Source organism: Nonomuraea candida (assembly GCF_000725485.1).
GTDB classification, from domain to species: Bacteria; Actinomycetota; Actinomycetes; order Streptosporangiales; family Streptosporangiaceae; genus Nonomuraea; species Nonomuraea candida.
The window spans coordinates 54219-77055 of record NZ_JOAG01000018.1; the positions used below are offsets into that span (position 1 = coordinate 54219).

Annotated in this window: 20 protein-coding genes; 11 read left to right on the forward strand and 9 right to left on the reverse strand. The window is 70.8% G+C overall.

Annotated features, from left to right (window positions below):
- Positions 1-166 precede the first annotated feature (166 nt).
- Both IO39_RS59415 and IO39_RS54515 read right to left on the reverse strand, forming a co-directional pair.
- On the reverse strand, positions 167-856 hold the full coding sequence (locus IO39_RS59415; protein WP_342671425.1) for a trypsin-like serine peptidase: 690 nt from the start codon (positions 854-856) through the stop codon (positions 167-169).
- A gap of 554 nt (positions 857-1410) precedes the next feature.
- Positions 1411-2577, reverse strand: a complete 1167-nt coding sequence (locus tag IO39_RS54515; protein ID WP_157548548.1) for a trypsin-like serine peptidase — start codon at positions 2575-2577, stop codon at positions 1411-1413.
- A 571-nt stretch (positions 2578-3148) separates the two neighbouring features.
- Here IO39_RS54515 and IO39_RS18450 point away from each other — a divergent pair.
- From IO39_RS18450 to IO39_RS18475, 6 genes are all read left to right on the forward strand, one after another.
- Positions 3149-4585, forward strand: a complete 1437-nt coding sequence (locus IO39_RS18450; RefSeq protein WP_043624335.1) for a TLP1 C-terminal extension domain-containing protein — start codon at positions 3149-3151, stop codon at positions 4583-4585.
- A gap of 80 nt (positions 4586-4665) precedes the next feature.
- Positions 4666-4959 (forward strand): ribbon-helix-helix protein, CopG family, encoded by a 294-nt coding sequence (locus tag IO39_RS18455; RefSeq protein ID WP_043624338.1) that lies wholly within the window; start codon positions 4666-4668, stop codon positions 4957-4959.
- Positions 4946-5374, forward strand: coding sequence for a type II toxin-antitoxin system VapC family toxin (locus IO39_RS18460; protein WP_043624340.1), 429 nt, complete (start codon positions 4946-4948; stop codon positions 5372-5374). The genes IO39_RS18455 and IO39_RS18460 overlap by 14 nt, the downstream gene beginning before the upstream one ends.
- Before the next feature lie 46 nt (positions 5375-5420).
- Complete coding sequence (locus tag IO39_RS18465) at positions 5421-6308, forward strand: hypothetical protein (RefSeq protein ID WP_043624342.1); 888 nt, start codon at positions 5421-5423, stop codon at positions 6306-6308.
- Between the two features lie 226 nt (positions 6309-6534).
- Positions 6535-7491: a zinc-binding dehydrogenase gene (locus tag IO39_RS18470; protein ID WP_043624350.1), complete on the forward strand. Its 957-nt coding sequence runs from the start codon at positions 6535-6537 to the stop codon at positions 7489-7491.
- Between the two features lie 75 nt (positions 7492-7566).
- On the forward strand, positions 7567-8427 hold the full coding sequence (locus tag IO39_RS18475) for an oxygenase MpaB family protein (protein WP_043624352.1): 861 nt from the start codon (positions 7567-7569) through the stop codon (positions 8425-8427).
- Between the two features lie 210 nt (positions 8428-8637).
- Here IO39_RS18475 and IO39_RS18480 read toward each other — a convergent pair whose 3' ends face one another.
- The 5 genes from IO39_RS18480 to IO39_RS18500 all read right to left on the reverse strand — a co-directional run bounded on the left by IO39_RS18480 (position 8638) and on the right by IO39_RS18500 (position 15206).
- A complete protein-coding gene (locus IO39_RS18480; protein WP_043624354.1) occupies positions 8638-9387 on the reverse strand; it encodes a PadR family transcriptional regulator in 750 nt (249 codons plus the stop codon).
- Positions 9384-10187: a DUF4097 family beta strand repeat-containing protein gene (locus IO39_RS18485; RefSeq protein ID WP_043624356.1), complete on the reverse strand. Its 804-nt coding sequence runs from the start codon at positions 10185-10187 to the stop codon at positions 9384-9386. Before IO39_RS18485 ends, IO39_RS18480 begins: the two co-directional genes overlap by 4 nt.
- Positions 10188-10415: 228 nt before the next feature.
- Complete coding sequence (locus tag IO39_RS18490) at positions 10416-10595, reverse strand: DUF6104 family protein (protein WP_043624361.1); 180 nt, start codon at positions 10593-10595, stop codon at positions 10416-10418.
- 113 nt (positions 10596-10708) lie between these two features.
- Entirely contained in the window at positions 10709-14356 is a 3648-nt protein-coding gene (locus IO39_RS18495; protein ID WP_043624365.1) for a multifunctional oxoglutarate decarboxylase/oxoglutarate dehydrogenase thiamine pyrophosphate-binding subunit/dihydrolipoyllysine-residue succinyltransferase subunit, read from the reverse strand.
- Positions 14357-14561: 205 nt separating this feature from the next.
- Positions 14562-15206, reverse strand: a complete 645-nt coding sequence (locus IO39_RS18500; protein ID WP_043624370.1) for a B3/B4 domain-containing protein — start codon at positions 15204-15206, stop codon at positions 14562-14564.
- 96 nt (positions 15207-15302) lie between these two features.
- Between IO39_RS18500 and IO39_RS18505 the strand changes: the two genes are divergently transcribed.
- Complete coding sequence (locus IO39_RS18505; RefSeq protein ID WP_043624377.1) at positions 15303-15869, forward strand: helix-turn-helix domain-containing protein; 567 nt, start codon at positions 15303-15305, stop codon at positions 15867-15869.
- Positions 15866-17149: an MFS transporter gene (locus tag IO39_RS18510; protein WP_043624380.1), complete on the forward strand. Its 1284-nt coding sequence runs from the start codon at positions 15866-15868 to the stop codon at positions 17147-17149. The genes IO39_RS18505 and IO39_RS18510 overlap by 4 nt, the downstream gene beginning before the upstream one ends.
- Here IO39_RS18510 and IO39_RS18515 read toward each other — a convergent pair.
- Positions 17097-17942, reverse strand: a complete 846-nt coding sequence (locus IO39_RS18515) for a glutathione S-transferase family protein (protein ID WP_043624385.1) — start codon at positions 17940-17942, stop codon at positions 17097-17099. The genes IO39_RS18510 and IO39_RS18515 overlap by 53 nt on opposite strands.
- Positions 17943-17987: 45 nt before the next feature.
- On the opposite strand from IO39_RS18515, the gene IO39_RS18520 reads away from it, so the two are divergent.
- Positions 17988-19046 (forward strand): MBL fold metallo-hydrolase, encoded by a 1059-nt coding sequence (locus tag IO39_RS18520; protein WP_084773067.1) that lies wholly within the window; start codon positions 17988-17990, stop codon positions 19044-19046.
- 51 nt (positions 19047-19097) lie between these two features.
- Entirely contained in the window at positions 19098-19970 is an 873-nt protein-coding gene (locus tag IO39_RS18525; protein ID WP_043624393.1) for an SDR family oxidoreductase, read from the forward strand.
- 60 nt (positions 19971-20030) lie between these two features.
- Here the strand turns inward: IO39_RS18525 and IO39_RS18530 are convergent, their stop codons facing one another.
- Positions 20031-21512, reverse strand: a complete 1482-nt coding sequence (locus tag IO39_RS18530) for an alpha/beta hydrolase (RefSeq protein ID WP_043624396.1) — start codon at positions 21510-21512, stop codon at positions 20031-20033.
- A 145-nt stretch (positions 21513-21657) separates the two neighbouring features.
- Here IO39_RS18530 and IO39_RS18535 point away from each other — a divergent pair, with 145 nt between their 5' ends.
- Positions 21658-22815 (forward strand): ROK family transcriptional regulator, encoded by a 1158-nt coding sequence (locus tag IO39_RS18535; RefSeq protein WP_043624400.1) that lies wholly within the window; start codon positions 21658-21660, stop codon positions 22813-22815.
- The last annotated feature ends 22 nt before the right edge of the window (positions 22816-22837 follow it).

Consider the following 22837-nt stretch of genomic DNA (forward strand, 5'->3'; position numbering starts at 1 on the left):
TCGGCGGACCGGATCCGTCGCCGACCGGTCGGCGCGGGCCGGTGTCGGCGTACCGGTCCTCGGAAGGCGTCGCGTAGTGGTCTCCGGAAGCATCGCGTACGAAGTCCCGGAAAACACAGAGCGAGGGCCCCGTGAGCCGGGACCCTCGCTTTCCCCTGGTAGGGCTTTACCTGTACAGCTCGCCGTTCGGGCCGACGATCTTGCCCGAAGGCGTGTTGTTGGCCGCGTTGTAGACCCCGGCGGTCTCGCCGTCGAAGTACGCGGACGTGATGTAGTCGATCCGGTCGTTGCCGTCCTGGTCGGCGAAGGTGCTGGTGACACCGTTGACGTAACCCAGGCGCTTGGCGTTGTTGTAGTTCAGCAGCCACGGGCCGCCGTCGTAGCCGGGCGTCACGGCGCACTTGAGGCCGATGTGCTCCTCGATCTTCAGCCAGGAGGCGCCGACGGTCTTGGCGGTGGTCCTGCCGTAGCAGTGCTTCGGCGTCACGCCGCTGTACGGCTTGTCACCGTCGGGGTGCGGTGCCGCCGGGTAGCCGAAGGTGCGCACCGGCTTGCCGGTGGGCTGGTTCCAGGCGAAGCCCTGGCCGCCGACGTTGTCACCGAGGCGGCCGGCGTCCTTCGACAGCAGGATGTAGTGACGGCCGCCCCACGAGCGCTTCGGGCCGGTGAAGCGCTCGTAGTCCCGGCGGTCCACCCGCTTGACGCCGTTGAACAGCACGCCGTTGTAGACGCTGACGAAGGCGTAGTCGCGGTCGTAGTCCTCGTAGACGTCGAAGTCGTAGTGGGTGAAGGCCTGCTTGCCCACGTAGATGCCCCAGGGAGCCCTGCCCTCGCCTGGATGGCGGTGCCCGAGCACCAGCGGAACTTGCCCTGGGCGTCGACGAAGAACACCTTGCCGATGGTCTTGGGCAGGTTGACGTTCTGGGCCCGGCCGGTCGACTTCGACTCGCCGATCGGCGCCGTGGTGCCGGGCCTGCCGTCGGGGTCGGGCCCGCCCTTGGAGACGACCTTCCGCACTTCTTTCGAGTCCCACGTGTACTGGGTCGCGGACCGGAGCGCGGCGCCGTTCGAGGCCAGCCAGAAGGAGGCGACCGAGACGGCGTCGGAGGAGTTGCGGGCCATCGGCTCGTGGGCGACGTCGCCGTCGGCCTGCGCGGTGCCGGACAGGCCGGCGGCGAGCAGACCGGTCGCCAGGACGGCTCCGCCGGCGGGAAGAAGGATTCGCTTCAAGGTAACTCCAGGTTGCGCTGACATGAGGCGCCTCATGCACCTCCAAAGTTCAGCAAACGGACAGCCCGGAACCTATCGGTTTGACTCTGGTCATGTGAATTACCGGTAGATCATGTCAACGTTCCAAGAGGCGGCCGTGATCGCACCGAGACCCGTGAACCCGCTGATCACCGCTCGTGATCAGTTGGTTGCTATGACTTGCGTCACACTTGTGATCGTGTTGAGCGACGCGGCGTGTCGGTAGACCTCGCCCGTGATGGTGTCGAAGTACGCCGTGGACACCGCGTCGTTGTGGCCCCTGACATCGGTGTCCCAGGTCAGGCTGTTGACGCCGGACAGGCTGCCGAGCCTGCGGGTCTCGTCGTAGCCGACCACCCAGGGGCCGCCGCTGGCGCCCGCGGTGAAGTCGCAGGGCTGCACCATGACGCCCTTCTGCAGGTCGTAGGCGGGGGCCTTGGTGCTCCAGCGGGTGGGGCTCTGCGGGCAGTGCCGCAGCTTCGTGCCGTCGAACGGCTTGGTGCTGTCGGGCTGCGCCCCCGCCGGGTAGCCGAACGGGGTCACCGCGTACGTGCCGGGCTTCTTGTTCAGCTCGAGCCCCAGCCCGCCCACGTTGTCCTGGAGCCGGCCGACGTCCTTCATCTCGTGCGTGCCGTTCCTGGCGGGGGCCCAGGTGTAGCCGCGGTGCACGGTCACGAACGCGTAGTCGTAGTCGTAGTCGACCTTGCCCCAGTCCTCGTGCATGCTGATCGCGGCGCCCACGTAGACGCCGTCGGGCGTCTCGCCGTTGGGGCCGGGGTTGGGGATGAAGATCCAGTAGTCGGCCGGCTTGTTCTGGCGGGCGTCGTACGCGCAGTGTCCGGCGGTCGCCACCACGCTGCGGTTCCTGGCCGCGACGGAGCTGGCCGAGCACCAGTACTCCTTGTCGCCGACGAGGAAGAAGACCTTGCCCATGGTCCTGCCGGTGGTGGCCTTGCGCGGCGGCACGGGCGCCACCGGGGCCGCGGCGGTCGCGGCGCTCGTCCGCTTGGTGACGGCGGTGGCGACGTTGGCGGTGGCACTGGCGGCGGGGGTCGCGGCGGCGGGGGCCGCGGAGGGCTTCTGGGCGGAGCCCGGCGTGGCCGGGGCGTAGAGGTCGGCCTTCTTGAGGCGCTCCGGCTTCCAGTAGTCGGCCACCCGCTTCACGTCCGCGACGGTCTTGGCCAGCGGGATGGTGAGCACCCTCCCGGCCGCCGCCTTCCCGGTCGTCGCGGCGTGGGCGATTCCCGTGAAGGCTCCCGCGAAGACAGGCAGCATCAGCAGCGCGCTGCTGAGGGCAGCGGCCACGAAGTGCCTGGCTCGGGGGATCATGAAATGCCTTTCTTGGGGTCGTAAGGGTGGATTTTTCCAGATGTACAGTCGGTATTGCAGCTTGGATAGGGATTCGTTACCTGATCAAGCGTGCATCGTGAACTATAAGGATGTCATCAGCCGAACGCGCCCGATGTCGGTAAATGATCATTAGTTGATGGCGTCTCCGCAGGTCAGATGGCATGCCTGTGGATCTCCTTGGACTTCGAATTGTGCTCATTCGGCGCCCGCATTCGGTGCGGCGAGTGGCGTACGCCACGCCGCCCGTCCGGCGGGCTTCCGGGCTCCTCCCGATCGCGGACGGAGACCGTGAACGGGGTTCTCGCGTCGTGCGAGTGGTGACCGAACGGGCGCGGAATCGGGTCCGCCCGAGGGTCTCTGTGATCGGCCGGCCATCGGCTCGGCCGGGTGGCCGGAAATGGCGTGAACCGGCTCCGGCGGGTGGGGGAAGTAAGGGGTTCGCGCGCTTTTGGGCCCGCTTCACCGCAGGTCGAAGCCGGGTTCACGGGCAGTGGGGCGGTGCCGGAGGGCGTTCCTTATCAACCGAGTGATGTTCTGGTTAGCTGGGCGCATGGACCCTCGCACCCCCTGCCTCATCGGCATCGCCCAGCGCACCGTTCGCGAGCAGCCCGGCCCTGAACCGCTCGATCTGTGGGAGTCCGTCGCGCGTGAGGCCGCCGACGACGCCCGTCTGCCCGTCGAGCGGCTCGACTCGATCCAGATCGTCCACACCGACTCCTGGCAGTACGACTCGCCCGTCGGCCGCCTCGCGGAACGCCTCGGCGCCGCGCCGCGCCACCGCGCCTACTCCAAGGTCGGCGGCACGGCCCCGCACCTGCTCATCGGCGCGGCGGCGGCCGCCATCGCGGCGGGCGAGCTGGACTCGGCCCTGGTCGCGGGGGCCGAGGCGCTGGCCACGCGGAGGGCGTACCGGAAGGCGGGGGAACGCGCGCCGTGGAGCCACCCCGCCGACCCCAAGCGGCCGTACGCGTGGGAGCGCCCGCCGCATCCCGCCGCGCTCGCGCACGGGCTGTTCCTGCCGGTGCACACCTATCCGATCATGGAGACCGCGCGGCGGGCGGCGGAGGGGCTCACGATCGAGGAGGAGATGCGCGAGCGGGCCCGCATCATGGCGCCGATGACCGAGGTGGCGGCGGCGAACCCGTACGCCTGGCGCAGGACCCCGCGCACCCCCGAGGAACTGGCCGGCGGCGACCGGTTCGTCGGCTGGCCCTACACCAGGAGCACGGTGGCCGTCCTGGAGGTGGACCAGGCGGCGGCCGTCGTCCTGGCGAGCACGGAGCTGGCCGACCGGCTGGGGGTGCCCGCGGACCGGCGGGTGTACCTGCGCGGGTGGGCGTACGCCGAGGACACCTGGGAGGTGGCGGCGCGGCCCTCGCTCGGCTCCTCCGAGGCCATCGGCTTCGCGGCCAAGACCGCCTTCGACCGGGCCGGGCTGGGGCTCGGCGACATGCACGCGCTCGACGTCTACAGCTGCTTCGCGATCGCGCTGCGGCAGGCGTGCGACGCGATCGGCCTCGACCCGCTGGACCCGCGCGGTCTCACGGTCACCGGCGGGCTGCCGTACGCGGGCGGGCCGGCCAGCGACTACGTGCTGCACTCGACGGCCACCATGGCGGGGCTGCTGCGGGCGCAGTCGGGGCACGGGCTGGTCACCGGCGTGGGGATGCACCTGACCAAGCACACCTGTGCGGTGTGGTCGAGCGAGCCGGGCGGGCGGCTCGGGAGCGCGGCGCCGGTGCACGTGGCGCGGGAGGCGCCGATTCTGGCGACGTATGAGGGGGCCGGGACGGTGGCCGGCTACACGGTTGCGCACGGGGCCGACGGGCTGGCCGAGAAGGGGTTCCTCGTGGTGGACGTGCCCGGTGGGCGGGCCTACGCGGTGGTGGCGGACGCGGAGCTGCTGGCGGAGGCGGAGGCCAGGGAGCTGGTGGGGACGCGGGTGCGTGTGGCGACCGATGGTGAGGTCAACGTGGCCTCTTGGTGAGTCAGGCCGCCGCAAAATCTGTGACCGCGCGACTACTATCTGGTGTTGACATTTTTATGTCACGCGCGGACGCTGGAGTCATGCGGAGGACAACGGTGCGCATCGACGAGACGCTCCTCAACGAGGCGAAGGCATACGCGGCAAGAAGTGGACGCAGTCTCAACTCGGTGATGGAGGACGCCTTGCGGCAACTGCTCAACCGCTCCACCGAGGTGGCCGAACGGCCCCGCGTGGAGCTGATCACCTCAACGGCCCGGCCCGGGTTCCGGCTCGACATCCAGGAGCGTCTCGACGCGGGCGAGAAGCTGGAGCACATCGGCTACGACCTCGACGACCAGGAGCGGATCCAGGAGGGGCGCCATGCTGCTCGCTGACATCAACGTCCTGGTCAACGCCTTCAGGAAGGAGTCCGCTGACCATGAGCGGTGCCACGCCGCCATCGAGGAGATGGTCAACGGCGACTCCAGTTACGCCGTGAGCGACTTCGTCGTGAACGGATTCCTCCGCATCGTGACCAACCGGCGCATCTACCGTGACCCCGACCCGTTGGAGCGGGCCCTGGCCTTCGCCGAGACCTATCGCAACCAGCCGCATGCCGTGGTGGTCACCGCCGAGGACCGTCACTGGGAGATCTTCACCCGGCTCGGCCGGGCGGCAGGCGTGACGGGAAACCTCGTTCCTGACGCCTACCTCGCCGCGCTGGCCATCGAGCACGGTTGTGAATTCGTGACCTGCGACCAGGATTTCGCCAAGTTCCAGGGCTTGCGCTGGAGGTCGCCGCTGAACTGAACTGGGTCTGAGGGCGCAAGCCGGCACTACTCGGCTGAGGAACGTCGTGGCTGACCAGTTCGACGTCATCGAGGCAGGCGAGCGCGGCCGCCGCCGCTGGATCGGGCTGGTGGTGGTTCTGGCGCTCCTGGCGATCCCCGCTGCCGGTCTGCTGCTCAGTCGCGATGACCCCGGGCCCGAGGAACGGCCACCTCCGTCACCGGCGCCCGAGCCCATCCGCTCCCTGACCACGCTCGACAACTCGGCCAACCACCTGATCGTGCGGGGCAGGACGAAGGGCGGCGACGAGGTCGTCCCGGTGGTGTTCCCCGACGGCGCGCGGGCGGAGGTGCGGTATCCGGCCTCGCTGGAGCTCGACGAGATGGGGGTGCGGCCGTACTGGGCGGGGTGGATCGGCGGGAGGTTCCGGCAGTTCGTCGTGCCCTACGGGGGTGAGGCCGAGATCACCCGTGGCGGGCAGCCGATCAGGAGCTACGCGCCCAACGTGACGCTCTGGCCGCGCCAGGCCGGCAGCGGCTTCCACGGGCAGGTGCTGCTGTTCAGGTTCGGGTCGTGGCGGCTGGCGATGTACGACCGGGGGGAGGGGCTGACGTTCGACCAGCGGCTCGCCCTGGCGCGCGACCTCAAGGGGCGGGTGACCAAGGAGGGCTACCTGGTGCTGTCGGCCGAGGCGGGGGTGCGGTTCACGGCGCCGGGGGAGGTTGTGCAGGGGCAGCCGGTGGGGCCGCAACTGTGGTTCGGGGGCAGGGGCAGGGACATGGTGGTGCTCGCGCCCACGCCCGGCTGCGGGAAGAGGACGCGGGCGCCGGGGGCGGTCGAGGGGCGTGGCCGGCCGGTCGCCGAGTCGTGCCGGGACGGCATGCTGGTGGCGGCCACCGGGTCGGCGGCGTTCCGTGCGGCGGCGGTCTCGGGGATCCGGGTCACGATGAAGTGAGCACCCACCCGGAGAGCGGGGGTGGTGGTCGCAGGGGCGCGGCGGGGTCCGGCCAGATCCCTGGTGATCAGGTCCGGGGGTGGTCAGGTCTGCGCTGGTCAGGTCCGGGGGGTCAGGTCTGTGGTGGTCAGGTCCGGGGGGTCAGGTCTGTGGTGGTCAGGTCTGCGCTGGTCACGTCGCGGCCGGGTCACGGCGGTGCGACGGGGGGAGGAAGTAGGGTGCGGCCATGTTCGCCGTAACCGCCACACAGACCGATCCCGACAACCCGCTCGCCGGACTGACGCTCGGCGAGCACCCCGAGCCGAAGGTGCCCGACGGGTGGACGACCGTCTCCGTACGCGCGGCCGCGCTCAACCATCACGACCTGTGGACGCTCAAGGGCGTCGGCATCAGGCAGGACCGGCTGCCGATCGTGCTCGGCTGTGACGCCGCCGGGGTGGACGAGGACGGCAACGAGGTCATCGTGCACTCCGTGATCGGCACGGGCGCCGACGAGACGCTCGATCCCAAGCGCACGCTGCTGTCCGAGCTGCACGACGGCACGTTCGCCGAGCGGGTGGCCGTGCCGCGTCGCAACCTGGTGCCCAAGCCCGCCGGGCTCGACTTCCAGCATGCGGCCTGCCTGCCGACGGCCTGGCTGACCGCGTACCGCATGTTGTTCGACAAGGCCGGGCTGGAGCCCGGCTCCACCGTGCTCGTGCAGGGGGCCGGCGGCGGCGTGGCCACGGCGGTGATCGCGCTCGGGCGGGCGGCCGGCTACCGCGTCTGGGCCACCAGCCGGTCGGAGGCCAAGCGGGAGCGGGCCCGGCAGCTGGGCGCCGACCAGGTCTTCGAGCCGGGGGCGCGGCTGCCCGAGCGGGTGGACGCGGTCATGGAGACCGTCGGGCAGGCGACCTGGGACCACTCGCTCAAGTCGCTCAAGCCGGGCGGGCGCATCGTCGTCTCCGGGGCCACCAGCGGCGCGGTCCCGCCCGCCGACCTGAACCGGGTCTTCTTCCTGCAGCTGTCCGTGGTCGGCTCGACGATGGGGACGCGCGAGCAGCTCGGGCGGCTCGCCGTGTTCCTGGAGCAGACCGGGCTGCGGCCGGAGATCGACCGGGTGCTGCCGCTGGCCGAGGCGCGCGACGGCTTCGCGGCCATGGCCGCGGGGGAGATCTTCGGAAAGATCGTCTTCACCGTCTGAATAAGTGAAGGGTTACTCCTGGGCCTTCTGGGTGATACAAGAGTGTGGGGTTGTATCACCCAGGAGGCCCTCACCATGGACATTGAGCCCTTCGGCCCAGGTTCGATGCACTGGGACACCGCCGGCGAATATCGCAACCTGCTCGTCGGGGGAAGCGCGCTGGTTCTCCAGACGATGCACCCGGCCGTGGGGGCGGCGGTCGCCGAGCACTCCACGTACAAGGACGATCCGTGGGGGCGGCTGGAGCGCACGCTCGCCTCGGTGCAGAGGTGGGTGTACGGCGGCGACGGCGGCCCCGAGGAGGGCCGGCGGCTCAGGGAGCTGCACAAGCCGATCGCCGGGGTGGACGAGCAGGGCAGGCCCTACCACGCGCTGAACGGCGAGGCGTGGGCGTGGGTGCACCTGACGTTGTTCGAGCGGTTCATCGCGCTGAACCGGTACTTCGGCACGCCGTTCACCCGGGAGCAGCAGCGGCGGCTCTACGCCGAGTCCCGGCAGCTCGGCGCGATCCTGCGGGTGCCCGAGCGGGAGGTGCCGGCCGATCTGGAGGCGTTCTGGCGGTACTTCGACAGGATGGTCGCCGAGCGGCTGGAGCCGCATCCGACGGCGCTCGACGTGCTGGAGGTCATGCGCGGCACCCCGGCGCCGCCCCGGCTGCCCGCCCCGCTCCGCCGGCTGTGGACGCCGGTCGGGATCGGGGCGGGGGAGTTCAACTACTTCGTCACGGTCGGCACCCTGCCGTCCGCGGTGCGCAGGAAGCTGGGGCTGCGGTGGACGGCCCGGGAGGAGCGGCGGTTGCGGCACCTCGGGCACGCGGTGGCGATGGTCACGCCGCGGCTGCCCGAGCGGCTGCGGTACATGCCCATCGCCTACCACGCCCGCAAGGCCGCCCGCGGCTCCCGCCGCATCACCCACCCCACGGCCCGCTCCGCATAACCTCGCTCCGTCCCGGCCTGCCCGTCCCGGCCTGCCCGTCCCGGCCTGCCGGTTCGGCCCGGTCCGGCTTCGAGGCAGTGCCGGCGCAGGGCGGGTTGGAAGCCATGGTGGAGTGGTGCGGGGTCGGCGGCCGAGGGTGTCGTGGATGGTGTCGGGTTCTGAGGGCGAGGGTTGCCGGGATGGTGCCCGGTCGGCGGTCGAGGGGGCGGGTCAGCGGTCGAGGATGTCGTGGATGGCGCGGCTCGCGTCGTGCAGCGTCGTACGGAGCTCGGCCAGCTTCTCCGGCGTCAGGCGGGCCTTGGACGCCTCCTCCCGGGCCTCGGCGACGAAGTCGGCGAGCAGCTCGCCCAGCTCGGCGTCGAGCTCGGCCCGGTTGGCCGGACCGGACGGGTCGCCCCCGAGCGTGGCCCAGACCTCCGACCAGATCCCGCGCCATTCCCGGCTGATCCGCTCGCCCTCGTCCTGCCAGTGGTGGGCGTGCTGGGTCCACTGGTGCCGCTGCTGGTCGCGCAGCCGTCTGAACTCTTCCTTCTGCTGGTCCCGCAGCCGCCGGCTGTCATCGGCGGCCCCGGTGCGCACGTCCTTGGCGATCCGGGTCAGCTCCTCGCGCAGCGACTTGACCGTGTCGCGCACGTCCTCCTTGACCTCGCGGGCGATGTCGCGCACGGAGGCGGAGATCTCCTGCTCCAGGTCGTCGAGCTCGTCGAGGCGGGCGTTCAGCTCCTCGCGGCCCTTGTCGGTGATGGAGAACACCTTTTTGCCGTCGATCACCTCGTGCGTGACCAGGCCCTCCTCCTCCAGGCGGGCCAGACGCGGGTAGATCGTGCCGGGAGAGGGCGAATAGACGCCGAGGAAGCGGTCCTGGAGCAGCCGGATGACCTCGTAGCCATGGCGCGGGCTCTCTTCCAGCAGCTTGAGCAGGTACAGCCGGAGCCGGCCGTGACCGAAGACAGGGCTCATTCCTTCTCTCCCTTGAGCAGCGTGACGTCGCCGGAGACCGTGATGGCCGACAGCGAGGCCATGCCGCCACCCAGCCGCCCGGACAGCGCCTTGGCGCCGGGGCCGCTCGTGTTGGTCAGTTCCTCGAACGCGCCGGCCAGCCTGCCGGAGGTGGACCTCGCGCTGATGTCCGCCTCGACGTTCTCCGGCAGCCTGACCAGGATGTCACCGGAGACGCTGTTGAGCGTCACGTGTCCGGTGGGTCGCAGGGTGAGATCGGCCGTGATGCGGCCCGAGACCGTGTTGGCCTTCAGCCGGCGCGGCGTGCCGTCGGCCACCGTCAGGTCGCCGGAGACGCTGACGAACGACAGGTCGCCCTCCATGGCCCGGCTCTCGACGTCGCCGGAGGCGGTGTTGGCGGCCACGTCGCCGCTGACGCCGTCGAGCACGATGTCGCCCGAGACGCTCTTGACGTGGGTCATCCGCTCGAACCCGGCCACCACGGCGGGGGCGGACACGACGGCCGCCCGCACCTTGCAGGTCTTGGGCACGGCGATGGACAGCACGGTCCTGCGCCGGTCGCGGCGCAGCCAGCCGAGCGCGCCCTCCCAGGTGAGGTCGCGGTAGGCGACGGTCAGCGCCCTGGTGTCCTCGTCGTAGGAGACCATGAGCGGCGCGGCCGACTCGATCTCGGCGACCTCCAGAGTGGGCGGGCCGTCGCTGGCCAGCACGTCGAGGCGGCCGGCGACGATGCGTACGTCGAGTGAGTCCACCTCACCGAATGACCACTGCCCCGGCCCGTCGATCGTCCACTGCTGCATGCTCCCCCGCCCCTCTCCGGCGACACATTTCCTCCTGCAAACACGATATGTCGCGATCGTCGGAAACTCAAGATGTATCGCGTTATTGGCGAGTATGACCGCCCACGATGACCCGGTCCTGCCCATGGGCCGCTCCTTCGATGCCGAAGGGCCGATCCTGTGAGATCCCGGGCCCTGAGCATGGCCGGGTGCCGGGAGAAGGGCGGTCTTGTGAGGGAAGGGTGTGGCTCAGTCGTCCTCGTCGTCGTCCAGGCGCGCCAGCCACGTCGCCAGCCGTTCGATCGGCGTCTCGAACTCGGGGTTGAGGTCCACGAACTCGCGCAGCCGCTCGCCCAGCCACACCAGGCTGACCTCCTCCTCGCCACGCCGCTCGACCAGCTCTTCGATCCCCCGATCGGTGAAGTACATCGCTCTCCATTCCTTCCCCCGGGCGGCTTCGCCCCGGCCTGACTTTAGTCTGCTCCGGACAGCAGCGAGCCCCCCGCCGCACGAGGTGGCAGGGGGCTCGGCAGACGGACGGCTCAGCCGAAGATCTGGTGCAGGATCTCCTCGAGCTCCGTGTCGTGCGAGTTGTGCGACCCGGTCGCCGGCGAGCTGTTGGGCGTGCGCGACACGCGCCGCACCGGCCGGCCGCCCAGCGTCTGCGGGTCCTCGGCCAGCTTGAGCGTGAGGTACGGCCACGGCCCCATGTTGACCGGCTCGTCCTGCGCCCAGATCAGCTCGACCTGGTCACCGTAACGGCCCAGCTCGGCGGCCAGCTCTTCCGACGGGAACGGGTAGAGCCGCTCCAGCCGGACGATCGCGACGTCCTCGCGACCGGTCTTGTCGCGCTGCGCCGCCAGGTCGTAGTAGAGCCTGCCGGAGGTGAGCACGACCTTGGTGACCTTGGCCGGGTCGGCGGTCGTGTCGCCCAGGACCGGCTGGAAGGAGCCCGAGGTGAAGTCGGACGCCTTCGACGTGGCCGCCTTGTGGCGCAGCAGCGACTTGGGCGTGAAGACCACCAGCGGCTTGTGCCGCTCCGACTCGACCTGCCAGCGCAGCAGGTGGAAGTAGTTGGCCGGAGTGGTGGGCTGCGCGACCGTCATGTTGTCGAGCGCGCAGACCTGGAGGAACCGCTCGATGCGGGCCGAGGAGTGGTCGGGGCCCTGGCCCTCGTAGCCGTGCGGCAGCAGCAGCACGACGGAGGACTTCTGGCCCCACTTCTGCTCGCCCGACGAGATGAACTCGTCGATGATCGTCTGGGCGCCGTTGACGAAGTCGCCGAACTGCGCCTCCCAGGCGACCAGGGCGTCGGGCCGGACCACGCTGTAGCCGTACTCGAAGCCCAGCGCCGCGAACTCGCTGAGCAGCGAGTCGTAGACGTAGAACTTCGTGGTGCCCTGGTTGAAGGCCTTGAGCGGCGTGTGGTCGGCGCCGGTCATCCGGTCCACCAGGACGGCGTGGCGCTGGGTGAACGTGCCGCGCCGGGAGTCCTGGCCGACCAGGCGCACCGGGTGGCCGTCGAGGAGCAGCGCGCCGAAGGCCAGCGTCTCGCCCATCGCCCAGTCGATCGCGTCGTGCTCGACCATCTGGCCGCGGCGCTGCAGCACCGGCGCCAGGCGCGGGTGCGGCGTGAAGCCCTCGGGGAGGTTGAGCTGGGTGTCGACGATGCGCTTGAGCGTCTCGTGGGTGATCGCCGTCGGCGTGTCGTCGTGCGACCACTTGACGACCTCGGTCGGGGGCACCCGCATGGCGGCCGCCTCCTGAGGCTTCTTGGCCGCCTCGCGGGTCTCGGTGAACGCCTGCTCCAGCTTGGCCTGGTAGTCGCGCAGCGCCTGCTCGGCCTCCTCCACCGTGATGTCGCCCCGGCCGATCAGCGCCTCGGTGTAGAGCTTGCGGGTGGAGCGCTTGGCGTCGATCAGGTCGTACATCAGCGGCTGGGTGAAGGCGGGGTTGTCGCCCTCGTTGTGGCCGCGGCGGCGGTAGCAGATGAGGTCGATCACGACGTCCTTGCGGAACGCCTGGCGGTATTCGTAGGCCAGCTCGCCCACGCGGACCACGGCCTCGGGGTCGTCGCCGTTGACGTGGAAGATCGGCGCCTGGATCATCCGGGCCACGTCGGTGGCGTAGACCGACGAGCGGGACGAGGCGGGCGAGGTGGTGAAGCCCACCTGGTTGTTGACCACCACGTGCACGGTGCCGCCGGTGCGGTAGCCGCGCAGCTGCGACAGGTTGAGCGTCTCGGCCACGACGCCCTGGCCGGCGAAGGCCGCGTCGCCGTGGACGAGCACGGGCAGGACGGTGAAGCCCTCCTCGCCGCGCTCCAGGAGGTCCTGCTTGGCGCGGACGACGCCCTCCAGGACCGGGTTGACCGCCTCCAGGTGGGAGGGGTTGGCGACCACGGAGGCCGTGATCGTCTTGCCGCTCGGGGCGGTGAACGTGCCGGTCGCGCCGAGGTGGTACTTCACGTCACCGGAGCCGTGCGCGGTGCGCGGGTCGATGTTGCCCTCGAACTCGCCGAAGATCTGGGCGTAGGACTTGCCCACGATGTTGGCCAGCACGTTGAGGCGGCCGCGGTGCGCCATGCCGATGACGACCTCGTCGAGGCCCTCGTCGGCGGCGTCGCTGATCACCGAGTCGAGCAGCGGGATCAGGGACTCGCCGCCCTCCAGCGAGAAGCGCTTCTGGCCGACGAACTTCGTCTGCAGGAACGTCTCGAACGCCTCGGCGGTGTTGAGCCGCGACAGGATGTTGAGCTGCTCGTCACGCTCGGGCGACTTGTGCGGCTTCTCCACCCGCGCCTGGATCCAGGCCCGCTCCTCGGGGTTCTGGATGTGCATGTACTCGATGCCGACCGTGCGGCAGTAGGAGTCGCGCAGCACGCCCAGGATGTCGCGCAGCTTCATCAGCGGCTTGCCGCCGAAGCCGCCGGTGGCGAACTCGCGCTCCAGGTCCCACAGGGTCAGGCCGTGGGACTGGATGTCGAGGTCGGGGTGCTTGCGCTGCTTGTACTCCAGCGGGTCGGTCTCGGCCATCAGGTGGCCGCGCACGCGGTAGGCGTGGATCAGCTCGATGACCCGGGCGGACTTGGCCACGTCGTCGTCGTGGGTGGCGGAGATGTCCTGCACCCAGCGGACCGGCTCGTAGGGGATCCGCAGGGCCTCGAAGATCTCGTCGTAGAAGCCGTCCTCGCCGAGCAGCAGCCGGTGGATCTGGCGCAGGAAGTCGCCCGACTGGGCGCCCTGGATGATCCGGTGGTCGTAGGTGCTGGTCAGCGTCATGACCTTGGAGACGGCCAGGCGCGAGAGCGTGTCGGGGGAGGCCCCCTGGTATTCGGCCGGGTATTCCATCGCGCCGACGCCGATGATCGTGCCCTGGCCGGGCATCAGGCGCGGCACGGAGTGGACGGTGCCGATCGTGCCGGGGTTGGTGAGGGAGATCGTGGTGCCGGAGAAGTCGTCGACGCCCAGCTTGCCCGCGCGGGCCTTCCTGACGACCTCTTCGTAGGCCATCCAGAACTGCCGGAAGTCCATCTCCTCCGCGCCCTTGATGGAGGGCACGAGGAGCTGGCGCTCGCCGTTGCTCTTCTGGACGTCGATCGCCAGGCCGAACCCGACGTGCTCGGGCTTGACCAGCGTCGGCTTGCCGTCGATCTCCGCGTAGGAGTAGTTCATCTCCGGCATGGCCTTCAGCGCCTTGACGATCGCGAACCCGATCAGGTGCGTGAAGGAGACCTTGCCGCCGCGGCCCCGCTTGAGGTGATTGTTGATCACGATGCGGTTGTCGATGAGCAGCTTGGCCGGGATGGCCCGGACGCTGGTCGCGGTCGGGACCGACAGCGACAGGTCCATGTTGGCGGCCGTGCGGGCCGCCGCGCCGCGCAGCTTGACCTCCTCGGCGCCCTTGGGCACCGGGGTGGCGGGCTGCTTCGGCTTCTCGGCGGCCGGTGGCGCCGTGGGTGGCGCCTTCGGGGCCTTGGGAGGTGCGGGGGCGGTCACAGTGCCGTTCGCCGCCTCCCTGACCGGGGTTCGGCCCGGTCCGTAATCAGGGTTGTAGTCAGCGAAGAAGTTCCACCAGGCCTTGTCGACAGACTCGGGATCTTGGAGGTACTTCTGGTACAGCTCGTCGACAAGCCACTCGTTTTGCCCAAAGCTTGCCAGCGGGTTTGTCCGCGACGACTCAGACGACACGGCGGAAATCGCCCTCTTCCGCAGATCGGCGTTGATGTTAGAGAACCTGTCCAAGGCTACTCGCCCGGACCGGCAGCGCGCGCCGAAGGACCCGTGCCGCCTCGAACGATCCTCTCAGGACCGCGCAAAGAGGTCACGCGCGCCCTGTCAATCCGGGGTGCTGTAGCGATTATTACTCTTTGGTATCAACACTTCGGCGGCAGGTTTATTTCCCTGCTGCTACCAGGCGGCTTGCGATCCGCACCTCGGGCGACAACTCGGACAAAAGGTCCGATAGTTCCTCTCCCGCCTGCTTGAGCTCCTCCAGCGACATGGGCTCCAGCCGCTCCAGGAGGAAGATCGCGTTGGTCGTCTCCTCGGTGAGGCGCGTGCGCACCACCTGGCGCCAATTCCATCTCCTGCAGGTGACACCGATGTCGTCGCGCCAGATCACCTCGCCGGGCTCCGGCTGGCCGAGCGCCTCCTCCGACGCCTCCTCGCCGGTCGCGCGGACCAGCCGGGCCGGGCCGGCGTAGTGGTCGAGGTCCTCGCCGCCGATGGGCAGCGCGTGCTTGACGCTGACGGAGTTGTACGCGTCCACCACCCGGTTGATCTCCGGCAGCGGCATCCTGCGCGTGAGCGCGTCGACCGAGGGGCGGGTGCGCTGCGGCTTGGCCCCGAACGCGCGGTAGGCGTCCTTCCAGGCGTCGATCTTGTCGGTCTGGACCTCCTGCGCGGCCGCCTCCGCCAGCCAGGCGCGGGACCGGTCGTCGGTGGGCCCGTTGCGCAGCCCGTGCGCGGTCACGATGAGCACCGCGAAGTCGGGCCGCAGTGCGAAGACGGAGTCGTCCACCCAGATGTCGTCGAGCATCCCCCAAGTCTAGGGAGCCGGGCGAGCGGTCCACGAAGCCCGGAGGAACCGCAAAAAGCGCTTTGCAAAATTGTCTTTGCGGTTTATCGTCGGTGCGTGGAGGAGCAGTACAGGATCACTGACCCGCAGGTGCTGCGGGCCGTCACCCACCCGCTGCGCGCACGCGTGCTGGGCCTGCTGCGCGCCGACGGGCCGGCCACCGCCAGCGAGCTGGGCCGCAAGCTGGGCGAGAGCTCCGGCTCGACCAGCTACCACCTGCGCGAGCTGTTCAAATACGGCTTCATCGAGGAGGAGCCGGAGCAGCGCGACGGGCGCGAGCGCCGCTGGCGGGCGCGGCACCGATACACCTCGTGGAACAGCCGCGAGATGTCCGGCACGCCCGAGGGGCGCGAGGCGGTCAAGGTCATGCGGCTCTGGCAGGCCGAGGCGCTCGCGCAGGTCATCCAGGAGTTCGACGAGGCCGAGTGGTCGCCCGGGTGGCTGGAGATCGCCGGCATGAGCGACCACCTCGCCACGCTGCCGCCGGCCGCGATGGCCGAGTTCATGGCGCGGGCGGAGGAGCTGCTGCGCGAGCTGGGCGCGCGCCACGCCGGCGCGCCCGGCGCCGAGCAGGTCCACATCTTTGTGGGGGGCTTCCCCCGTGCACGGAAGGAGGGGCCGTGACCGCGCGATCGGCCTTACGGCGTTACATGCTCGTGGCGTTCCTGACCTGGCTGCCCGTCGGGCTGACAATGGCCGCCATGGTCCTGCTGATGACCGAGAGAGGTCTCAGCCTGGCCCAGGTCGGGCTGGCGGTGACGGTGTTCTCGATCGTGACCGTGGCCCTGGAGCTGCCCACCGGCGGGCTGGCCGACGTGGTGGGGCGGCGCGTGGTGCTGGCGGCCTCGGCGGCGTTCACGGTCGTGGGGCTGGCGCTGATGAGCGTGTCCACGACGTTCTGGATGTTCCTGGCGGGCTGCGTGCTGAAGGGCGTGGCCAGGGCGCTGTCCAGCGGCCCCGCCACCGCCTGGTACGTCGACACGCTGCACGCGATCGAGGGCCGCGACGCCGACCTCAAGCCCGGCCTGGCCAGGGGCGGCGTGATGGAGTCGGTGGCCCTGTGCGCCGGCGTGCTGGCGGGCGGCGCCGTCCCGCTCCTGGTGCCGCCCTCGCTGATGCTCCCGCTGGCGGCGCCGCCCCTGCTGGGCGCGGTCGCGGCGGCGGTGCTGCTGGTCGTGGTGGTGGTCGCGCTGCCCGAGCCGGCCCACGAGCGCCGCTCGGTGGCGAGCGTGCTGCGCGAGGTGCCCGCCACGGTGGGCGGCGGCCTGCGGCTGGCGGCCGGCAGCGCGCTGCTGCGCAGGCTCATGCCGGCCGCGGTGGCGTCGGGCGTGGTGCTGACGGGCGTCGAGCTGCTCACCCCCGGGCGGCTGGCCGAGCTGGCGGGCACCGCCGAGCAGGGCAGCCTGGCCTACGCCGTGGTCGCGGCGCTCGGGTTCGCGGGCAGCGCGACGGGCAGCGCGCTGGTGCCGCGGGTAGCCCGGCTGGCCGGCGGCTCCGTCGGGGGCGCGGTCGTGGGCACGGTCCTGGCCGCGCTCTCCGTGGGCGCGCTGGCCGCGACGGCCGGGCTCGACGGCCTGCCGGGGATGCTCGGCGCCGGCCTCGCCTACGTCGCGCTGTTCGTCGGCATCTCGTTGACGGGCGTGCTGTGCCTGGAGCTGACCCACCGGGCGGTCACCGCCGCCGAGCGCACCACCGTCACCTCGACCAGCTCGATCGCCCTGCAGTCCGGCGGGGCCGCGGCCAACCTCGCGCTCGGCGTGCTGGCCACCCAGGCGGGCCTGAGCGTCGCCTGGGGGACCGCGGCCGCGGTGATGCTGGCCTCGGCGCTGCTGTTCGTGCGGATGCCGGCGCCTACAGGCTCCAGTCCAGCTCCGGCCCCACCGGCACGATCCGGCTCGGGTTGATGGTGGTCTGGGTGACGTAGTAGTGGCGCTTGATCTGGTCGAAGTCGGTGGTCTCGCGGAAGGCGGGGATGGCGTAGAGCCGGCGGGCGTACGCCCACAGCGCCGGATAGTCGGTCAGCCGTCGCACCGAGCACTTGAAGTGCGCGTAGTAGACCGCGTCGAACCTGGCCAGGGTCGTGTAGAGGCGCACGTCGCTGTCGGTGAGCGTGTCGAAGAGGAACTCCGACTCCGCCAGGCGCACCTCCAGGAGGTCGAGCGTGGTGAACACCCGGGCCACCGCCTCCTCGTAGACCTGCTGGTCACGGGAGAATCCGGCTTCGTAGACCGCGTTGTTGAGCCCGTGGTAGAGGCGGTCGTTCATGATGTCGATGTCGGGGCGCAGGCGCTCGGGATAGAGGTCGGGCGAGGTGCCCCACGACGTCTCCAGGTCGAGCGTGATCCGGGGGAAGTCGTTGGTGACGATCCGCTCGTCCCTGGTGTCCCAGACGCAGGGGACGGTGTAGCGGCCGGTGTAGCCCGGGTCGGTGGCGTGGTAGAGCTCCGACAGGTACTCCGGGTCGCCGCCGGGCACGCGCCAGCCCTTCTCGTCGCGGATGGGATCGACGATCGTGACGTCCAGCAGGTCCTCCAGGCCCAGCAGCTTGCGGACGATCAGCACGCGCTGTGCCCACGGGCAGGCGTAGGAGGCGTAGAGCCGGTAGCGGCCGGGCTCGGGCGGGCCGAGCCGGTCGGTGAACCGGTTCGGCTGCCGGACGAAGCGGCCATCGTCGGAGATCTCGCGGCTCAGCTTCATGTCCCTAGTAGAACATGATTCGGGCGCCCACCTATATTCGGGCATGTGGCGAAATTTGCGGTGACCCCCTCGAACGCGGCACAGCGGGAGGCATGGGTCGGCGGAGTGCTCCCCGAAGTCGAACGGGTGCGCCCCGGCGTCTGGTCCATCCCCGTGCCGATCCCGATCAACCCTCTCCGGTACGTGCTGGTCTACGCCCTGGAGCTGCCCGGCGGCGTGGCGATCATCGACGCCGGCTGGAACACCGACGAGGCGTACGACGCGCTCGTCGCGGGACTGGGGGTGGCCGGATACGCGATCACCGACGTCAAGGGCGTGCTCGTCACCCACATCCACCCCGACCACTACGGACTGGCCGGCCGCATCAGGGAGAGCTCGGGAGCCTGGATCGGGCTGCACCCGGCCGACGCCCGCCTGGTGCGCGAGCGGTACGACGACGAGGCCATCGACTCCCTCGTCCAGCGGGAGCGGGCGCTGCTGGCCCGCTGCGGCGTCCCCGAGCTGACGCTGGACGAGCTGGCCGGCGCCTCCATGATGATCCGGCACATGGTCTCGATGGCCAGGCCCGACCGGCTCATCGAGGACGGCGACGACCTCGGCCTGCCCGGCTGGGACCTGCGGGCCCTGTGGACGCCCGGCCACTCGCCGGGCCATCTCTGCTTCGTCTCGCCCGGGCGCCGGGTGCTCTTCTCCGGCGACCACGTGCTGGCGAGGATCACGCCCATCGTGGCCGTGCACCCGCAGTCGGGGCCGAACCCGCTGGCCGACTACCTGGACTCGCTGGCCTCCGTGCGCAAGCTGGAGGTGGACGAGGTGCTGCCCGCGCACGAGTACCGCTTCCTGGAGCTGGCCGAGCGGGTGGACGCCGTGATGGCCCACCACGACGACCGCCTGGCCGAGATCGAGCGGGTGGTGGGCGAGCTCGGCGGCGCGACGTGCTGGGACGTGGCCACCCGGTTGACGTGGTCGCGGCCGTGGGAGACGATCCCGCCGTTCATGCGGCGTTCGGCCAACAACGAGACGCTGGCTCACCTGGTCTGGCTGGAGGCCAAGGGGCGGGTGGTCAAAGAGGTGCGCGAGCCGGACCTGTGGCGGTTGCCCTGAGGCGGTTATCGTACTCGTACTAGAATGTTGTTCTCCTGCGCGGGAGGTTCGATGCTTCGGTTCGATGACAGGGTCGCGATCATCACGGGGGCCGGGCACGGCCTCGGCAGGTCACACGCGCTCCTGCTGGCAGAGCGGGGCGCCAAGGTCGTCGTCAACGACCTCGGGGGCGCGCTCGACGGCACGGGCGCCTCCGCCGGGCCCGCCGCCGAGGTGGCCGAGCTCATCAGGCAGAACGGCGGCCAGGCCGTCGCCAGCACGGACAACGTCGCCACGCCCGAGGGCGCCGAGGCCATCGTGCAGGCGGCCGTCGACGCGTTCGGCAAGGTCGACATCGTCGTCAACAACGCGGGCATCCTGCGGGACAAGTCGTTCGGCAAGATGACGGTCGAGGACTTCGACGGCGTGCTGGCCGTGCACGTACGCGGCTCCTACCTGGTCAGCCGGGCCGCCTACCCGCTGATGAAGGCCGCGGGCTACGGGCGGATCGTCAACACCTCCAGTCCGGCGGGACTGTTCGGCAACTTCGGCCAGGCCAACTACTCCACCGCCAAGATGGGCCTGGTCGGCCTGACCAAGACGCTCGGCATCGAGGGCGCGCGCAACGGCATCAAGGCCAACGCCATCGCCCCCGTGGCCTGGACCCGGATGACGGAGGCGCTGCTGCCGGCCGAGTTCGAGGCCAAGTTCACGCCGGAGCGGGTCAGCGCGCTGGTGGCGTGGCTCGTGCACGAGTCGTGCGAGGCGAGCGGCGAGGTCTTCACGGTCGGGGGCGGCCGGGTGGCGCGGGTCTTCGTGGCCGAGGGGCCGGGCTGGCGCGCCGACGACCTCACGCCCGAGTCGATCGCCGACAACTGGGAGGCGGTGATGGCCGAGCAGCCGTACGTGCTGACGGCCGGCGACTCGATGAAGGCGATGCTCTGATCACCGCCCTGTTCACCGCCCTGTTCGCCGCCCTGATCACCCACCTCTGACGCCCGTCTCCTACCCCTTGCTCGCCCCCGCCGCCGGGCATTCCACGTCCGCGGCGGGGACCACCCCGTCCAGCAGGTACGCCCGCATCGTCTCGTTGGCGCACCGGTCGGCGCTGCCGTACGTGGTGTGCGTGTTTCCGGGCACCGAGACCAGCACCGAGTCCGGCAGGGCGTCCCTGACCGTCTGCACCTCTCCATAGGTGACGACGGGATCGCCGGTCGTCCCCACGACCATGATCGGCGGAAGCTGAGCGGGCGCCTCGTCGGGCCAGACGGCCCCCTCCCGCGGCTGCCAGCCCTGGCAGCGCAGATTGGTCCAGACCTGCCAGGCGCCGGTGACCGGCGCGTACTGCCGGGCGATCCGCGCCTGCTCGTGCAGGCTCCCGGGCTCGGGCCGGGAGGGGTTGTCGTTGCAGCCGATCACCAGGGCGGCGTCGCCGTACGCGCCGTCCTGGCCCTCCATGGCGGCCGCGTCGTAGAGCGCCTGCCCGTCGCCGTGGAGGACGCCGGCCAGCGCGCCGCGCAGGCTCTGCCACGAGTCCGTGGAGTAGAGCAGGTTGAAGATGCCCGCCGCGGCGCCGGTGTCGTCGAGCGTGCCGCCCGTGACCTTGAGCGGCCGGCGGTCGAGGTCCTGGACGAGGTCGCGCAGCTTCGCCAGCGCCACGTCCAGCTCGCGGCTGCCCAGGGGACAGTCGGGACGTCTCACGCAGTCCTCGGCGAACGTCTTGATCGCCAGGTCGGAGGCGCGGGAGCCGTCGACCTTCGGCTCTCCCGGCCCGCCGACGGGCATCGGGGCGTCCAGGACCATGCGGCCGACCCTGCCGGGGTAGTGCCAGGAGTAGACGGCGCCGAGGCCGCCGCCGTACGAGTAGCCGAGGTAGCTCAGCCGGTCGTCGCCCAGCGCCGCGCGCAGGAGGTCCAGGTCGTGAGCGGTCGCCTCGGTCGACAGGTGCGCCAGCAGGCCGCCGTGACGCCGCTCGCACGCCGCCGCGTGCTCGTCCCTGGCCGCGAGCAGGGCCTGGAGCTCGGCCTCGGTGTCCGGGGTCTGGTCCAGGGCGAGGTACGGCGCGCGCCCGCCTCCCGGCGAGCAGTCCACCGGGGCGCTCTTCCCGACGCCGCGCGGGTCGAAGGCCACGATGTCGTAGCGGGCGCGCAGCGGGTTGAACGTCTCCTGGTCGGCGATCAGCGTCTCCACGCCGGAGACGCCGGGGCCTCCGTAGTTGACGACGAGCGAGCCGAGCCGCCGCTCGGGATAGCGCACCGGGAGCCGCGCGAGGGCCAGGTCGATCCGCGCGCCCCCGGGGGCGGCGTGGTCGACGGGGACCTCGATGCTCGCGCACTCGACGTCGAGCGTGCCGGGACAGCGGGCCCAGGCGGGCGGCCGCACCTGTACGGCCGCCTCCGGCGGGGCGAGGAGGGCGGTGTAGCCCCACCACAACAGTCCGGCGGCGACCACGACGGACAGGGCGATACGGGTGACGCGTCGGATCAAAGGAGGCTCCTCGCCCTGCGACAAGCGCCTAAATGTCAGGGAATTTAAGCACAAAGGGCGCTTTGTTCGATTTTCGGCGGAAGTTGGGCGAGTTTGGTCGATCCCCGCTCTTGATTTGCCGCATCGGTGATCTTATTGTCGCGGCATGACCCCCCAGCCGGGCTCCGCCGGCGACGTGCTGACACTCATCAGCGCGGGCTCCGCGACGACCCGTTCCGATCTGGCCAGGCTCACCGGCCTCGCCAGGTCCACGATCTCCCAGCGCGTGGACGCGCTGATCGAGCGCGGGCTGGTCGAGGAGACCGAGAGCGGCGAGTCCACCGGCGGCCGCCCGCCGCGCCAGCTCCGCCTGCACACCGAGGACCACGCCTTCGCCGGCGTGGACCTGGGCGCCACGCACTGCCGGGTCGCGCTCATGGACATCAGCGGGAACGTGCTGGCCGAGTGCGAGGACTCCCTGCTGATCGGCGAGGGGCCCGAGAAGGTGCTCGCGCACGTGGACGAGCGGCTCGACCAGCTGCTCGGCCGGGCGGGGCGGCCCCGCAAGGCGCTGCGCGCCGTGGGGATCGGGGTGCCGGGGCCGGTGGAGTTCGCCACCGGGCGGCCCAACAACCCGCCGATCATGCCCGGCTGGAACGACTACCCCATCCCCGACTACTTCGAGGGCGTCGAGGTCCTGGTGGACAACGACGTCAACGTGATGGCGCTGGGCGAGCACCGGGGCGCCTTCTCCGGCGCCAAGCACCTGCTGTTCGTCAAGGTCGGCACCGGCATCGGCTGCGGCATCATGGCCGAGGGCAAGCTGCACAGGGGCGCCCAGGGCTCGGCCGGCGACATCGGGCACATCCGGGTCAGCGGCCACGAGGACGCCGGCTGCCGCTGCGGCAACAGCGCCTGCCTGGAGGCCGTGGCCGGCGGCGCCGCCATCGCGCGGCGGCTGACCGAGCTGGGCCTGCCCGCCGAGTCGGGGGCCGACGTCGTGGCGCTCGTCCAGGCCGGCAACACCCAGGCGCTGCGCCTGGTCAGGGAGGCCGGCCGGCTCATCGGCGAAGTGCTGGCCAGCCTGGTCAACTTCTTCAACCCCGAGGTCATCGTCATCGGCGGCGCGCTGTCGCGGGTCCACGAGCACCTGCTGGCCGGGATCAGGGAGACGGTCTACCGCCGCTCGCTGCCGCTGGCCACGCACCACCTGTCGATCACGCCGAGCCGCACCGGCATCAACGCCGCCGCGCTCGGCGCCGGAATCCTCGCCATCGAGCACTACCTGTCGCCGGACAACATCAACCGCATCGTCAACGCCTGAACGTCAACGCCTGAAAGGGACG